The organism is Rhizobium sp. Root491 (assembly GCF_001427205.1).
Classification (GTDB): domain Bacteria; phylum Pseudomonadota; class Alphaproteobacteria; order Rhizobiales; family Rhizobiaceae; genus Agrobacterium; species Agrobacterium tumefaciens.
On record NZ_LMFF01000020.1, the window covers coordinates 46,579 to 62,654 of the forward strand.

Consider the following 16,076-nt stretch of genomic DNA (forward strand, 5'->3'; position numbering starts at 1 on the left):
TTTCTGTGGCCGTTTGGCGAGCCAAGAGATTGCGCCGAGCACGTGCGACGTATAAGCCCAAATTTCCTCAAAGCGGCTTTGCCCGGAGCGCAAAGATGAAAGCAGAATCCCTTTCTACATTCGTGGACGTTGTCCAGGCGGGTAGCTTTTCCGCAGCCGCACGGAAGAGAGCCGTCACACCGTCTGCGGTCGTGCGACAGATCGATATGCTCGAGGACGATCTCGGCGTCGCGCTGCTGATACGCTCGACGCGGGCACTCACCCTGACTGATGCAGGTGAAAAACTCCACGAGCGCGCCCTAAGGCTTCTTAGCGATCTCGCCGACACGCGCGCCGAGGTCTCGGCTTTCGGCGGATCGGTGTCTGGCACATTGCGGATCGCTTGCTTTCCCACGTTCGGCAAGCGCTATGTCTTGCCGGTCGTTGCTGCCCTGCAGGCTGAACACCCAGCCTTGAAAATCGAACTGGAGCTAACGGAGCGGCTCGCCGATCCGGTACAAGAGCGCCTTGATATGGTCATTCGCATGGGTATCTTACCCAACAGCACTTTGATCGGGACCAAGCTAGCGCCCTTCCGCCGGCTTCTCGTCGCAAGTCCGGAATATCTCGGAAAGGCAGGAACACCGGCAACCTTAGCGGAACTCAACCGCCATCGCTTGCTCGACAAGCTTCACGGAGCCGATCTTCTGGGCTGGACCGAAGTGCTTGGCTCACCGGCGGGCGAGAGCGGGCACGGACAAGTAACATTCCGCTGTGATGATTTCGAGGCACTGCGCGGCGCGTCCGAAGCAGGGATGGGCATTGCATTTCTACCCACATGGGTCGTGGGTCCTGATGTCCATCAAGGCAAGCTGATCGAGGTCCTCGGCGGCCATGACCACTGGAACAATGATCCTGCCGGCATCTATCTGCTTCGTGCGTTACCGCGCCCAAGTGCCAAAGTTCAGGCCTTCGCGAAGGCGCTTATTGCTTCAACAGGAAGCCCGCCGAACTGGGAACCGATAAGATAAGGCGCATTTTCAACCCGTCACCTCTTGCTGTGTGTAACGGGTCCCATAGTCCCATCCTATACGTTTGTATGGTTGTCCCGTCGCTTCGTCTGCGAGATTGATGAGCCAACGTGGAAGGAAACATAATGCAGATGGCGGCCCAGAACAAAGCTAACCTTCTCACTGCGACAACTAGGAATGGCCTGATCGACCCGTTCGGACGCGCCATTACCTATTTGCGGGTTTCCGTAACCGACCGCTGCGACCTCCGATGCACCTATTGTATGGCCGAGTACATGCAGTTCCTTCCTAAAAAGGACCTACTGACTCTGGACGAATTGGACCGGCTTTGCTCGGCCTTCATCGAACTGGGAGTGCGCAAGTTGCGTCTTACTGGTGGTGAGCCACTCGTTCGCAAGAACATCATGCACTTGGTTCGCCAGCTCAGCAGACACATCGGTGATGGCCTCGACGAGTTAACGTTGACAACAAACGGTTCTCAGCTTGCACGCCACGCCGCGGAGCTTTTCGATTGTGGCGTTCGTCGCATCAACGTCTCTCTCGACACGCTCGACCCAGACAAGTTTCGTCAGATCACCCGTTGGGGCGATTTCTCCAGGGTTATGGATGGTCTCGACGCTGCTCAGAACGCCGGCATTGCAGTTAAGCTCAATGCCGTGGCGCTCAAGGGTTTTAACGAGGCAGAAATGCCGGCACTCATCCGTTTCGCCCATGGCCGAGGCATGGATCTTACAGTCATTGAAACCATGCCGATGGGAGAGATCGACGAAGACCGGACCGATCGATATCTGCCGCTTTCGAAGCTGCGAACTGAGCTCGAGCAACAATTTACGTTTCGTTCCCTCGACTATCGAACAGGGGGACCGGCGCGATATGTAAAGGTTGCAGAGACCGGTGGCCGTCTCGGCTTCATCACGCCGATGACCCACAATTTCTGCGAGAGCTGCAACCGCGTGCGCCTCACATGCACGGGTACGCTATATATGTGCCTCGGTCAGGAAGAGGCCGCTGACCTGAGATCGGTGCTAAGAGCGGGTGAGAGCGATCATGGTCTGCAGGCAGCGATCAACGACGCGATCACCCGCAAGCCGAAAGGCCACGACTTCATTATCGACCGTGGGCACAATCGGCCGAGTGTTGGTCGCCACATGAGCGTTACCGGCGGTTGAACTGGATCGTGAAGGTCACCGCGGCTCAAGGGCGCGCAAATTATGAGCCCTTCGAAATACCTGCCGTATGAGATACGAGAACGTACCTTGATCGCCCGCTCAATCGCCCTAACGGCTATGTTCGCTTTGGCAATGCCAATGCCACGTCGATATACTCGATCAGTTTGGACAGATCTACTGGCTTGCCAAGGAACGCCAGAGCCCCTCCATCCAAGGCCGCCGTTCGCGTCCGGTCGTCATGATAGGACGTCATGAAAATCATCGGCGGTCGGTCGCCATCCTGGTTCAGATGCCCTTGCAGCTCGATACCACTCAGACCTGGCATTTTGACGTCGACAACCATGCAATCGATAGATGCGCGCGGCTGAAATCTGAGAAACGCTTCTGCAGATTCGAACAGCTTACTTCTATGACCCAGCGACTTCACAAGGTCATCGAGCGCTTCACGGATTGCCAAGTCGTCGTCAACGATGGCGATGAGAGGGGTATCAGGCACTTATTCCAACTTTCATGAGTTTGCTGTGTGCTCACGCAACGCGCACAATTGCGGGCTTTGCTGACCTTACCAGATGTTCGTTGGCTTGCTCGGTGGCACGCACAAGTTCCGCAACCGACTTGACCTGCATCTTGCGCATCACGTTGCCACGATGCAGTTTCACCGTGATTTCGCTAATACCAAGCCTGAACGCGATCTGCTTGTTCATCAGGCCTTCGACCACCGCCTCCATGACCTCCCGCTCTCTCAGCGTCAAGGTTTCGAAGCGTGTCGTGACTTCAAGGTGGCGACGCATTTCGCGCCGGCGTGCCGCATCGCGTTCCACCGCGGCGAGAACCGCGTCCAGAATGTCCTGATCGCGGAATGGCTTAGCGAGAAAATCGACTGCTCCCGCCTTCATGGCACGGACGCTCATCGAGATATCACCATAGCCCGTCATGAACACGATTGGGAGCAGGCTTCCCGAACGCTCGAGCTGGGTCTGAAAATCAAGGCCGTTGATGCCGGGCAGGCGCACATCAAGAACGATGCATCCCGGGCGGGTAATATCTGCCAGGCTCATGAATTCATTGGGATTAGCGAAAGCCTGAGCCTCAAATTTCATAGACAGGAAGAGATCGACGAGGGACTCACGCATGGAAAGGTCATCGTCGAGGATATATATAACAGGGGCGTCGAGGTTCCGTTTGCTGGACTTCAACTCAAGCATCGGCTGTCTCCTTGGGTAATTTGATCTCAAAAATTGCGCCGCCATCAGGATGATTGTTTCCGTCGAGCGTACCGCCTCTGGCTTCAATGGTACTTCTGCAAATCGAAAGACCAATTCCCATGCCCGTATCCTTGGTAGTAAAGAAGGGCTTGAACAAATTCTGTTTGGCCTCGGTGCCCAGACCGTTACCGCTGTCTCTCACCGCGATGGAAATGTGATCACGATCACGGGGGGCATCCAGAATAATCGTTACGAGCCGTTTCTGCGTCGTCGATGCGCCCATCGCCTGGGACGCATTCGAGATTAGATTGATCAAGACCTGCTGCATCTCCAGGCGAGCCGCCTTGAAGGGAGGGACTATCGACTTGCGGACGATCTGCACCTCGGTGCGATCACGCTGCAGGTCATGATCCATCAGTGTCAGCGTGTCGCTGATAAGGGTCTCGAGTTCGATCGGCTCGCTCTCCTTTGGCGTTGCGAGCATCATTGCTCGGGTGCTTTTGAATATATCGCTGGCGCGATTACTATCGCGCAAGATCCGTTCGGCCGAGCGCTTCGCAGCGTCGATATCTGGCGGGTCGCGCTCAAGCCATCTGACGAGGGTCTGCGAATTGACAGCGATCGCGCCAAGCGGCTGATTGAGTTCGTGAGCAAGCGATGCAGAAAGAGCGCCAATCATAGCGGCTTTGGATGCCCTGCTCAGTTCCGCTTGCGCCTCAGCCAGCGCCATGCGCGCCTCTTCTCGCTGAGTAACGTCGACCATGCTCACGATGACACGATTGAAGGCTTGCGGGTCAGTCGGAAAGCTAATGCCCAAGAGAACGACGCGACGTTCGCCGGCCTCGTTAAATACCTCGGCGTTGTCCTCAAAATAGGTCGCTCCATCCATGATCGCCTGCAGCAAAGAGGCAAAAGTGTCGCTGTCCTTCGGTATTATGCGATGCAGAACGCCACCGGGCTCACCCGAAGTAAACGATCCAAGAAGTTCCACAGCGGCATCATTGGCATCGACCACTTTGATTTTTCCAATGCATTCATCGAGAGCGTCGGGATGATCCTTGATATAGGCCTTCATGTCCGTCACGCCGGCAGACTTCAGTACCATGATGTATTGGAGCAATTTCGAGTAGTCGCGTTCCCACAATGCGACACGCGTGCGATCAAAGATCGAGCGATAGCGTTCTTCGCTTTCGAGCAGGGCCGCATTGGTCCGCAGCAGGGCGCTGCGCGCATTCTCATTGCGCAAGAGCAGCGCTGCTGTCACAGCGAGCGCCGCAAGCGCGACGCAAAGGCGTAAGAATGTTGGGAAATCAGGATCAGGCGCGTGCGTGAAAAAGAACGACGCCAATGAAAACACCATGAACAGCGCGGTGAGCAAGATGAGGCCAAGCCTGTTGACCGCTTCCGCGGCCAGAAGCAGTGATATTGCATAGATGACGGCGATCGCGCCTTCGATCTCCGTGAAGGTGTCGACGGCAAACACCGTTAAAGCGACGAACAGAGCCGCCCCACCGAAGATAGAGTCGTGACTACCTGCGCCTTGCCTTGCCAATCTCACTTCCAGCACCTGTGTCATGGTCGGTTCCAAATATTATAGATCAAGGATACCGGTTCGAGCCTCTTGCCGGACCTATACAATGGTCTAGTTGATCGACTTAATGACGATCCTGTCTGGTGCATTTCCGAGACAATCGGTTCGCAAGAAAGAGGCCGTCTTCCGAGGGTAGGAAGACGGCCTTTCGCGGATTGCGGTGATCCGCAGATCGTCCGGGGGGAGGGGAAACCCGGACGGGTAGCTGCTTGCTACCGACCTCGTCGTTGGGGGGCGGCGATCGAGGTACGAGATGGAGACTACTGCCGACGGCGCGGTAGCGGAACTATACTTAGGTGTCGCCAGATCTAGACGTTCGGAGCGGCAAACAAGATGCACCATCAAACACAAAGAGAGCCCCACAACATGGTTGTGGAGCCAGTTATTCCCCTTTTTGATTGAAGGCACGAATTACGTGACGAGATTTCCTTTTTCTTGGCTTTATCACCTTTCGAAATTCTGCTCTATCCGCTTCACTGAAGCCGACATTCGCTCGATGAGGAATGGACCGTAGCACTCCGACGCAATCTCTATGGCTGATTCACGCAACGATATGGAGAGATAGGCCAACATGGCCTCCAGATCGTCCCTCTCTCGCTCATGGGCTGTTCGGGAAATCTCATCCAGCCTAGCTGCCAGTTCGATTATGATGTCGTGGCGCGCGGTAGGGGAAAGCGACCGAAGATCATCCACAGTCGGCAAATATTCCATGATACGGCCGCCGACATGGCTGGGCTCGGCGCTTTGCATGAAGGTCGTCATAATTCGCTCTTTGTCAGATTAAAATGTCAAGCTGGATTGCTTCACAGACAGCGCACTCGAACCTTTTCAAGTCGAGATGAGCCCGACCCCAGGCGCAGCGCGTGATGCAGCTCTGGTGGTTCGATAATTTTCAGGGCATGATGCCAGGCTGATCGCGCGGAATTTTCGCGATATCTCTTTGCTGTATATTCAGATGCTGCGCAACGAGCGAGGGTGGCGTATGCGACAGCCACGACGACAGACCGATCTCCTGATATTCAGGGACCTTGAACACTGCGACGAACTGTAGGTCAGTCTTTCCGGTATTCTCGATGATGTGGCCCTGGCTCTTTTTGACGTAGCCGATGTCGCCAGCGCGGAAATCCGCGGTTTGACTTCTCGGACCGGCGTCGAACACCGTCATGCGCCCCTCCCCCTTGATCCAGTATTGCCACTCATCAGCATTCGGATGCCAGTGCATCTCACGTACAGCACCTGGCTTGATTGTCTCGATGGCAGCGGCGATGGTCTTCGACACGGTAAAGGCGCTGCTATCAGCAAGCTGGATCATGCCGGCAGCGCTCTCCTTGATTGGTGCGGAGGCGGTGAGACGATAGGTGAAGGGGTATTCGGGTAGTCCGGCGGAAGCGACCGCCTCCTGATCCATCGACAAAGGACCAGGTTCGGTTCCTTGGAAAATCCACAGGTCATCGAGTGGAATATTCTTGAATGCATCCTGCGGCATGCCGAAGTTTTTAGCCAACAGCTCTGGCTGAGTATGTGCCAGCCAGTCTGTCAGGAGCAATGTCCCGTATTCGGATTGGTCCCCCTGATCAAAGACGATCACGAACTCGCAACCATCGGGACCGAGGCCCTGAAGCGAATGCGGGAAACCTGCCGGAAAATACCAGAGGTCGCCGACGCCGACATCCTGGATATAGGCACGCCCCTTAGCATCGAGCACTGTAATCCGGCAGCGCCCATTCGTCACGATGGCCCACTCGGCTGCGCGATGCCAATGCATCTCGCGAACACCGCCGGCGCTGAGGCGCATATTGACTCCCGACACGGCCTGCGAAATCGCGAAGTCCGCCTTTGTCACTTGCCTTGCCCAGCCGCCGTTCTGAATGCGCTTCGGTGCGTTGTTGAAAGAGGCCCAGAAGAGCTGCATGTCACCAACATCTGTTGCCGGCGGATTCTGAAAAGAGGGAAACTGTTCATTCAGCGCGGGATTCTTCGGACCAGGGTCCGTCAGGGAGCCCGGGTTGGCGTTGATCGCACCTTCCAGTGGGTGGTCGGGATTACCGAAACTCGATGCGCTCGCGGCAGTAGCAGCAAGCGCGGCGCCGCCGGCGGCACCAAGGGCAAGCATATGACGTCGTGACAGAGGATTCATGATCGTTCCTTTTTCGCTATACGGATTAATTTGAATTTCACTTGTCGCTGGGGACGGCATTGGCGCGAATGCGAACAGGCATGGCTTGCGGCGTGAAGGAAACATGGCCGCTACTGTAGAATTGCGCCCAATAGCCCAGGGCCATAAAAATGGCGCCACCGAGGATATTTCCCAGCGTCACCCAAACAAGGTTATGAGCTGCACCGGCGAAGGTCACATCAGCCGGATGGTCGCCAATGAGCGCAAGGGAGAAGGCGAACATATTGGCGACGGAATGCTCGAAACCGGAAGCTACAAAGATCGTGATTGGCCAAAAGATCAACATGATCTTGGCAGCAGCATTATCTGTCCTGCCTGCCATCCAGATGGCTAGGCAGACCAGCCAGTTGCACAGAATGCCGCGCGCGAGCAGTGCAAGCGAACCGGCTGACATCTTGCCCGACACAATGGTAAAGAACGCCGCGCTTCCATCACCCAGCATAACACCACCACCTGCCAGATAAATGAGGCCGGCAAGGATCACGGCGCCGACGAGGTTTCCAACCCACGCCGCACACCAGACGGCGATCATATCGCCAATTCCGGCCCGGCGGGTCAGTACGGCGAGCGGCATATACATTGCAGTTCCGGTGAACAATTCCGAACCGGCGAACACGACGATCGTCAGGGCGGAGGAAAAGACAACACCCATCACCAGATGGGACCAGGCCGGGTCGGCATGGGCGCCAGCGGTAAACATCAGCACATCACCGAAACCGATGTAGGCGCCGGCCATTGCAGCGCCGATCAGAAATGCGAAGAACTGGGTTTTGACGACCTGCGCCTTGTGTGCGCCGGCTTCGGCTAAGTTATTGACGGAGTCTTCGTACATGGTTCGACCTCTCCCACCCCTGCCGGGCGAAAACATTTGAGTTGCCAGACCGTAATCCTCATCACTGGATCGCAGAACCCATACGTACGTTTAGGAGACTAGCCTCATCGTATCGGTTCCATCTGCTCGTCGCCGATCCCTACCGCATAGTAAATCGATCGAGCTCCTGCCCATAGGCGACGATCTCTCATCCTACAGTGATCCTTTGGCCTCCAAGCCGCAGAACGCGACAGCGAGGTTATCCGCACACCAGATGGCCCAAAAGCAAAACCACGTTGCTGCGGTGCAGGTATCATGAGCGCGACCGTCGCAACCACGCTGAGGGAGCTGGAACCCAACCTTTCAATGGTCGCGTTTGAAACGCTGTTCGATTGCGCGCTCGAAAACTCGCATGGATGGAACAATGCCGGCACTGGCCACGCTGCCAATTGCTAACTCAACTATACGCCTCAACGCGCTGACGGAACGATCGACATCGACAAAGCCCTCGAAGTCAACGTCGAGTTCGACATCTCCCGCCAGCTCTGGTCGCACTTCGTTCGCAAAGGCGCAATCAAGGATCCCGGCGCATTTATGCATGCCTGCCCGCATCCTCTCTCGGCACGTCAAAGCAATGTCGGCGCATCCTCCTGTGCCGACTTTTACGCGGACCTGATTGCGTCGTCCGTCCGATCCCACGAGATCTGAGAGGAACTTCCATGCCTGCAAAGCGAGAATTCCGTCGAAGGACCCTCACAGCATACTCGTGCTAACTCTTGTAGAGGAGGACCGGCATCCTGTCGTAAATTGGCATAACCGCCTCGTTTGCGTTCGTCAGTGCGCCTGAATAAACCTGTCCAACCTCATCGCTCAGGTGTCACAATCCACCTCACGCGAAAATCGGTTCATTCTTCAAGCTGAGCGAGGTGCCCGTCTTGGCTCCCTTTTACCTTCCGCGCCAGCAAATTTAGTCACAGGGATCAGACATTTCCCTTGAGGTTAAGGGACGAAGCCGACCCACATCGTTTGGTCAGTTCAGCAATATTATTGTCTCGCATGGTCTTGGCATCGGGCTTCATACCTTTGAGACGAAGCGGAACGCCCCAGATGATAGATCGCATCTCCCGACAGGAGTCGGGTCGACTATGGCCATTCCGGGTGTGCCTGAAGACACCTCCACAGGCACATTGCTTGAACCGGATTGGGGATGCCGGAAATAAGTGGCGACTGACGAATTCGGCCCCTCCACATCTCCTGTTCGGTTGTTGCGACAATCGGATTGTCCAAAAATTACGAACGTTTAACCGCCCAGATAGCCAGCGGTAATCAATCCCCGGCTAGTGTACTATTCACGGACATAGCGAAGTTCGCGTGGCCGTAACCGAAAAACGAAGGATCACGACCATGTTGACTGCGACACGTCAGTTCGTCACCACGGGTCTGGTCGCCTTGACGATCGCCGGCACGGCTCTTGTCACCGCCTCCCAGGCTGAAGCACATAACAATTTCGGCCGCGGCCTTGCCGCCGGGATAGCAGGTGCAGTCGTCGGCGGCACGTTGCTCGCCGGCGCCGCTCACGCACACGACTACGGTCCACCCGAACTTGCGCCCGCCCCTTAAGGCCCGCCGGCGTACGTCTACGGCCCGGCCCCGGTCGCTTCCTACTACCCCTCATGCCATGTCGTTTGGCATCAAGACAGATCGGGCGGCATGTATCGAACGCGCGTCTGCAACTAGGTCGACGACCACCGGCTAACGCCGCCCCTGCGAAAAACCAACCGAGCCTGAGCACCCCGCCCAACCGCGGCGAAGGCCCTTCTTGTCTAAATCAAACAGAAAGTGAACCCCTATGTCGAACATCATTCAAAGACACAGAATCCTGACACTGGTCGGAGCAGCTCTGATCGCCGTTCCTTTGGCAACGCCCCTTATCGTCGGCAACAAGACCGCCTTCGCCGCGACCACCTCCCCAGACGTCGGCGGTATGGTCGCGCGCCCCGGCTCGTTCGCCTCGATTGTCGCCGCTGACAAACCTGCTGTCGTCACCATCACCTCGACCACGAAGGCGGAGCCTGTCGCTGCGGCGAGCGGATCTCCATTTGGTGAAAACTCGCCATTCAACGAGCAGTTCAGGCAGTTCTTCGGCGAACAGGGCATGCCCACCCCTCGCCAGGTGCCTCAGCAGCCTCAGAGGCAGCGGTCTCAGGCACTTGGATCGGGCTTCATCATCAGCCCGGACGGTTATATTGTCACGAACAACCACGTCATCGACAAGGCCATGGATATAAAGGTTACCCTTGATGACGGGACCGAACTACCGGCCAAACTGATAGGCGCCGACCCGAAATCCGATTTGGCCGTCGTTAAGATCGATGCAAAAAAAACGCTGGCGACCATATCATGGGGTGATTCCGACGCGTTGAAGCTCGGCGACCAGATCCTTGCGATCGGCAACCCATTCGGTATCGGCACGACGGTGACCGCCGGCATCGTCTCGGCCCGTGGCCGCGACCTCCATTCGGGCCCCTATGACGACTTCATCCAGATCGATGCTCCGATCAATCACGGCAATTCCGGTGGACCTCTGGTCGATGGAGACGGTAAGGTGGTTGGCATTAACACTGCGATCTATTCGCCGAACGGCGGCAGCGTCGGTGTGGGCTTCGCCATTCCTTCCGATCAGGCCCGGGCTATCGTTGCCAAACTGATCAAGAGCGGCTCGATCGAACACGGCTTCATCGGTGTGCAGATCCAACCGGTCACCGCCGATGTTGCAAATGCGATTGGTCTCGACAAACCGGAAGGCGCATTGGTCGCGGGCGTCAACGGGGATACGCCGGCCGCAAAGGCCGGCATCAAGACCGGCGACGTGATTACCGCGCTCGGTGGCAAAGCCGTGACATCGCCACGCGATCTGTCTCGTATGGTCGCTGATCTCGCGCCCGGCGATCGCGAGGAGGTTACGGTCTGGCGTCGCGGACAATCGAAAGATCTTCGGTTGACGATCGGTGAAAATGGTCAAGATCAGCAGGACTCTGCCCAAGCCGGCAAGGAGGGTCCCGCAGCCCACAAGGTCCCGACGATTGGCATTGGTCTTGCGGATATAACCAATGACGTTCGCCAGGCACTCAACCTGCCAGAGAAGGAAACGGGCGCCGTCATCGAGAGCGTTTCGCCTGACAAGCCGGCAGCTGACGCTGGTCTTCAGCCTGGCGATATTATCGTCGCGGTCAACCAGCAGCCAGTGAAGTCTGCGGACGAAGCCAAAGCCGCGGTCGCGGATGCTGGAAAGGCCGGCCGGAAGGCCGTGCTGCTTCTTATCCAACGCGGCGAAGACAAGACTTTCGTGACAGTCCCGTTCTCGATCGGCTGACGTTCACCAGCTGATCTGACCGCCCCTGCCATGGACATGTTGTCTGTGTGGGGGCGGTTCTTTGCATTGACAATCCGCGATGCCAAATTCCGGCGGCGGGAAAATCGAGTGTGATTTGATCCCTTAACCTGGTGTCGACGTCCCCAAGTGAGCTTTGGCTTGCGCCAACGCCGGATGACCCCAATTCCGCAGAGATTGATGTCGGCACAGACAACACCTCCACCAAGCGCGGCTCAATCGACTCTGGACGGCCGCACCAATCCCTTGGATTGGGTCGGGTTTGTTGAGATGACGCCTTTGCGATCGATCTGGGGAACAAATTCCGGCGGGTTAAGTACCTCGTTCGGCCCCTTCTGCCGGTTTACCGGTGGCACCCAGACTATGGCCCGCTCTGTTACTCCAGTCCGCGTTTAGCCTCGCATCTATCGGCATTGAGGGCAGGTTTCACATGGCAGCAAGATTTCCAAAGATGGCGAAACACACTGAATCCTCAGGTCCTGGAAGGCACGTTCAATTTCCCCGCATTCGACTCTTTTGGTCAGCGGATTTTGCAAGGGCGGAGTTCACGACCGATATGAGCAGACTGAATCTGGAAATGATAAGGGTCGGCAGCAAGAGTGCCCAAACCAACTTTCGGACAAGCTTTGCGAATATGTGGTCAAAAAGCAGGGCGGAGCGAGCCAGGAAAACTTGCCGAACCGCGCAGCGGCGTCCTCGACGCCCGCCACCTGACTGAATTTTACGAGATGCGCCGGCTGTATGCAATCGTTTGGCCGGTCATCCTCGCCTAAAAGACAGCCGTGTCAAACCAAATTGACAAGTTAGATGAGCACGGGATTAGGCGTTGCGCGATTGAGGTCCCGACGCTTGAGTCTTTGTCGAAAGGCGGTCGGCGTCATGCCGGTAACACGCCGGAAAACACGTGAAAGATGCGCCTGGTCGGCAAAACCACATTCGAGAGCGATTTCGCAGAGTGGCAGGCTGCCCTCGGCCATCTGTTGCTTGGCGAATTCCACCCGACGCCTGGTAATGTAGGCATAGGGCGAAATTCCGAAATTACGCCTGAAAGCTGCAGTGAAATAGCTCGTGCTCAATCTGGCCAGGGCGGCGAGCCTATCGAGGCAGAGTTTCTCGGAAATGTTCGCTTCGATATGGTCGGTGACCCGTTTGATCTGCCACGGTGCCAATCCCCCCATCGTAGACTTTGAAGCTATATCGGCCAGCGCTGCCGATCCAAGATTCCCTGCTTCCGATAAACGACGCTCGGCGTCATCGGCACCCAAGCTCGCCGGATTGCTAGAGGCGTACCGGTCGAAGGCGTTCTCTAAATGCATGGTCGGTCTCCGATACGGCTGGTGAAGCAGTTACTGGCCGAAATTGTGCCAGTCACGCAGACGCGTCGAAACTCAACTGAAATACAGGTGTGATAGCTCTCAGTCTAAGGCGACCATACGCAAGTATGGTTGCGGCAATGACCTGCCCCTTGGCAGTGCGGGCGTCCAGAACCAAAAGGCAAGGGTACGCGCAGGCGATGCCGATGCAAGCACGTTTGGATGTCGACGTGTAGAAGCTCAGGCGTTACGCCGCCACGCGCCTGGCGAGGTGCCGAGCGCGCTCGCAAACGCGCGTGTGAAATGGCTCTGGTCAGTAAATCCGCAAGCGGTTGCCACTTCGGAAAGCGACAATTTAGAGGTTCGTAGAAGTTCGCATGCGCGCGATATCCGCTCGTTCTGTAGCCATCGATAGGGCGTCATCCCTGTCGTTTCACGAAAAGCATGGATAAAATATCCGCGAGAAAGGTTGCAGGCTTTTGCTACGTCCAGGATCGAGATATTGCCCTTTAGATTGTTCAGGAGGATGTTCTTTGCCAACGCCTCGTGGGACCTGGACAGTTTCCTGCCGTTCTTAGAAGCAACAGGCTTTCCACCATACTGTTGGACGATATGCGTGCCGATCGCAGATGCCAGCTGATCAACAAACAACCGGCTTACCCGGTCAGGCCGCTCAAGTGCGGGGATCAGTGTTTTCACGAGATTGGCGAGAACAGGATCGCTCAATGCGGTCGTGACGTCCAGTGAAAAAATTCCCGCCAGATCGCTTTCCTGAGCGATGCGATTGAGCGAGGCCGGAGAGATCTCGAGCAGCAGGAAATCGAAGGGCCCGCCTAGATCCGCCTTGTAGGGATCGCCGAGATTGCGGATATATATCGAATCCTCGGTAAACTGGTAGGTGGTCGCATGATGCTCGTGGAAAATGCGACGGGTATGTCCACCCATCGTGGAAATCCCGATCGCAAATCCCCGATCACTGGCAGCTGTGGCCACCTGCTCCAAGCTCGTTTCCCTCGTCCCTTTGCGAAAAAAGCTGATATCGGCGCCTTGAAGCGCCTGATTGTGATAGAGCTTGTCAAACGGGCATCCGAAACTGTCCGTTGTCCTCTCGGCCTGTATTTTAGGTCCGATAGTCAACTCTTGGTCCAAGGCTGGTAACTTTCCCGTTCGAGAGGCAGAGCAGAGCTGGGCAGCTCATCTCAGTCGTTGAGCGTGCAGTTTCACCGATTTCGATAACTCACGCTAGAGGCATGCTGGATGGATAAAAAGAATACAGTAACAATATACAAATCGAAGCTGGACACATTAAGTTACGGCTTGATGATACGCGCTTCTCATCGGCATCCCCCTGTCAGCGCCAGCAATTTTCCTTCTCGATATCCTCGGACCTTTCGCTCCCTATACGAGTGGCCTGTATGCTCCTCTCATGATGATTTCGATCTTAACATTCTCCTCAACCGGCGTCGCGTATACCGGGCTTGTCTGCTTCGTTATGACGATCTTGGGCTTCACCCTGTCGCGCAATGACAGCTTCGAACTGAAGACTGAGCACAATCTATTTGCGGTTCTCACCGTCTTGGTCATCACGACTATTGCGGCCACTTGCGCGCGCCGAATTCCCTGACGATGTCGCGTTTTCACAAGTCTGCCGCATGGACCAAGGTCGGATGCTTTCATACCTACGTATAGTTGTGATCGGCGCCGCAAAGGTGAACAATTCTATGCAAGCCACCGCGTAGGCGCGGTTATCAACAGCCATTCAAAAAACCAGTGTTCTCTGAGCCTTCAGGATGAGAACCGGATCCGACAGGAAACATTCCATGGAAATTGACGCCATTATACAGCCTGTTCGGGGATCGAGCGGCGCAGATGATCCAGGGCCTCGCAACGTCGAACTCGATCGGCAAAACCCGGATTCCCTTGTCCCACCGGAAACCGACAACGGATCTCTGCCGAACCTGAAATTTCCCTTCTCGATGGCCCATAATCGTCTTGAAGACGGTGGCTGGGCCCGCGAGATCACGATGCGCGAATTTCCTGTCTCTAAAACCATGGCTGGGGTAAACATGCGGCTCGGCGCGGGTGTGGTGCGCGAGTTGCACTGGCATAAGGAAGCGGAATGGGCCTATATCCTGACCGGCACTGTCCGGCTGACTACAGTAGACGCGGACGGAAACCTCTCCATCGACGATCTTGCTCCAGGGGATGTTTGGCTTATTCCGGCCGGGATCCCACATTCGATCCAGGGGCTTGAAGACGGGACAGAGTTTCTGCTTGTCTTTGACGACGGAAATTTCTCTGAGAACGAAACCCTGCTGATCACCGAATACATGGCCCATACGCCACTTAGCGTTCTGGCAAAAAACTTTGGCGTGACTGCCGCGGATTTCGCGAACCTTCCGAAGAAGGAAAAGTACATTTTCCGGATGCCCGTACCGGAACCGCTCGATCTGGTCCGAAACAAGCTTCCGAACAGACCAATACCGAACCCGTATGTCTATGCCTCCTCCCAGCTACCGGCGAAACGCTTCAGTGGCGGCACGGTGAAGACGATCGATTCCAGGAACTTTCCGGTAACGACGCTGTCTGCGCTGATCATTGAAATCGAGCCGGGCGGCATGCGCGAAATGCACTGGCATCCAAATGCCGACGAATGGCAATATTATGTTGCAGGCGAAGCACGCATGACCGTCTTCGATGCCACATCCAAGGCACGCACCTTCAACTATCGCGCTGGCGACGTCGGCTTCGTTCCCCGAACCCTTGGCCATTATATCGAGAATACGGGGACCACGCCGGTCACGGTCATAAATGTCTTCAACAGCCTGATCTGCAGCGATATCTCGCTCAACCGCTGGATGGCTCTAACGCCTCCCGACCTCGTGCGCGGTCACCTCAATCTCAATGACACAGTCATGGCGGCGCTCAATCCCGAGGAAAACGCGGTCGTAAAATGAGCCCAGATAGCAGGACTAAAAGGATCCAAGGCAATGAAACGAGCAATTCTGTCGGTATGCCTCGTAGTTGCAGCGAGCCGTACATTTGCACCGGTTGCCCTCGCCGAAGGGCACGATCGTGGTCGCAACGTCAAAGGCGATGGCCATCACGATCGCGGCTGGGTCGCCGGTTGCACGAGCCCGGATAGCGAACCATCGATTACCTATCCACCCACGTCTTCCGTCAACGGGGTCTATTTCGGCTACCCGCTCGAGCCGGTACCCGGATACCCACGAGGTAATCGCTATGCGCTGTCCGGCAAATGTCAGCCCGTCGGCACCAGCCCCTCGCGAGCTGTCTGGGAACCCCCGCAGTGAATGTTGCACGGCCCGCTCTTATGGCCGCTGTGTTTCACCACAACGGCTTTTCGAAAATCCTCAAGGCGTTCGGAGCATCAAATGTGAAACGCGTCA

Annotated in this window: 14 protein-coding genes and 1 pseudogene; 7 read left to right on the forward strand and 8 right to left on the reverse strand. The window is 56.2% G+C overall.

Annotated elements, in window-relative coordinates; genetic code table 11:
* Positions 1 to 95: 95 nt before the first annotated feature.
* Complete coding sequence (locus tag ASD46_RS25435; protein WP_060642953.1) at positions 96 to 1,010, forward strand: LysR family transcriptional regulator; 915 nt, start codon at positions 96 to 98, stop codon at positions 1,008 to 1,010.
* A gap of 125 nt (positions 1,011 to 1,135) precedes the next feature.
* Positions 1,136 to 2,179, forward strand: coding sequence for a GTP 3',8-cyclase MoaA (moaA, locus tag ASD46_RS25440; RefSeq protein WP_060642954.1), 1,044 nt, complete (start codon positions 1,136 to 1,138; stop codon positions 2,177 to 2,179).
* 115 nt (positions 2,180 to 2,294) lie between these two features.
* Here the strand turns inward: moaA and ASD46_RS25445 are convergent, their stop codons facing one another.
* The 6 genes from ASD46_RS25445 to ASD46_RS25470 form a co-directional block, all read right to left on the reverse strand.
* Entirely contained in the window at positions 2,295 to 2,675 is a 381-nt protein-coding gene (locus tag ASD46_RS25445) for a response regulator transcription factor (RefSeq protein ID WP_060642955.1), read from the reverse strand.
* A gap of 31 nt (positions 2,676 to 2,706) precedes the next feature.
* On the reverse strand, positions 2,707 to 3,384 hold the full coding sequence (locus ASD46_RS25450) for a response regulator transcription factor (RefSeq protein WP_060642956.1): 678 nt from the start codon (positions 3,382 to 3,384) through the stop codon (positions 2,707 to 2,709).
* On the reverse strand, positions 3,377 to 4,960 hold the full coding sequence (locus ASD46_RS25455; RefSeq protein WP_060642957.1) for an ATP-binding protein: 1,584 nt from the start codon (positions 4,958 to 4,960) through the stop codon (positions 3,377 to 3,379). The genes ASD46_RS25450 and ASD46_RS25455 overlap by 8 nt, the downstream gene beginning before the upstream one ends.
* A 459-nt stretch (positions 4,961 to 5,419) precedes the next feature.
* Positions 5,420 to 5,737 carry a hypothetical protein gene (locus tag ASD46_RS25460; RefSeq protein WP_060642958.1) on the reverse strand — a complete coding sequence of 106 codons (318 nt, stop codon included), beginning with the start codon at positions 5,735 to 5,737 and terminating at the stop codon, positions 5,420 to 5,422.
* 130 nt (positions 5,738 to 5,867) lie between these two features.
* Positions 5,868 to 7,112 carry an oxalate decarboxylase family bicupin gene (locus tag ASD46_RS25465; RefSeq protein WP_060642959.1) on the reverse strand — a complete coding sequence of 415 codons (1,245 nt, stop codon included), beginning with the start codon at positions 7,110 to 7,112 and terminating at the stop codon, positions 5,868 to 5,870.
* 37 nt (positions 7,113 to 7,149) lie between these two features.
* Positions 7,150 to 7,983 (reverse strand): formate/nitrite transporter family protein, encoded by an 834-nt coding sequence (locus tag ASD46_RS25470; RefSeq protein WP_060642960.1) that lies wholly within the window; start codon positions 7,981 to 7,983, stop codon positions 7,150 to 7,152.
* A gap of 240 nt (positions 7,984 to 8,223) precedes the next feature.
* On the opposite strand from ASD46_RS25470, the pseudogene ASD46_RS26820 reads away from it, so the two are divergent.
* The 3 genes and pseudogenes from ASD46_RS26820 to ASD46_RS25485 form a co-directional block, all read left to right on the forward strand.
* Positions 8,224 to 8,574, forward strand: a pseudogene (locus ASD46_RS26820) (malate:quinone oxidoreductase); the annotation flags it as partial.
* A gap of 792 nt (positions 8,575 to 9,366) precedes the next feature.
* Complete coding sequence (locus tag ASD46_RS27980; protein ID WP_371414570.1) at positions 9,367 to 9,582, forward strand: hypothetical protein; 216 nt, start codon at positions 9,367 to 9,369, stop codon at positions 9,580 to 9,582.
* A 229-nt stretch (positions 9,583 to 9,811) separates the two neighbouring features.
* Complete coding sequence (locus ASD46_RS25485) at positions 9,812 to 11,335, forward strand: DegQ family serine endoprotease (RefSeq protein ID WP_060642962.1); 1,524 nt, start codon at positions 9,812 to 9,814, stop codon at positions 11,333 to 11,335.
* An 821-nt stretch (positions 11,336 to 12,156) separates the two neighbouring features.
* On the opposite strand, the gene ASD46_RS25490 is transcribed toward ASD46_RS25485, so the two are convergent.
* On the reverse strand, positions 12,157 to 12,669 hold the full coding sequence (locus ASD46_RS25490; RefSeq protein WP_082546268.1) for a helix-turn-helix domain-containing protein: 513 nt from the start codon (positions 12,667 to 12,669) through the stop codon (positions 12,157 to 12,159).
* A gap of 237 nt (positions 12,670 to 12,906) precedes the next feature.
* On the reverse strand, positions 12,907 to 13,815 hold the full coding sequence (locus ASD46_RS25495; RefSeq protein ID WP_323455153.1) for an AraC family transcriptional regulator: 909 nt from the start codon (positions 13,813 to 13,815) through the stop codon (positions 12,907 to 12,909).
* A gap of 671 nt (positions 13,816 to 14,486) precedes the next feature.
* Between ASD46_RS25495 and ASD46_RS25505 the strand changes: the two genes are divergently transcribed.
* Positions 14,487 to 15,623 (forward strand): cupin domain-containing protein, encoded by a 1,137-nt coding sequence (locus ASD46_RS25505; RefSeq protein WP_082546269.1) that lies wholly within the window; start codon positions 14,487 to 14,489, stop codon positions 15,621 to 15,623.
* 33 nt (positions 15,624 to 15,656) lie between these two features.
* Positions 15,657 to 15,980, forward strand: a complete 324-nt coding sequence (locus tag ASD46_RS27260; protein ID WP_156390110.1) for a hypothetical protein — start codon at positions 15,657 to 15,659, stop codon at positions 15,978 to 15,980.
* Positions 15,981 to 16,076 lie beyond the last annotated feature (96 nt).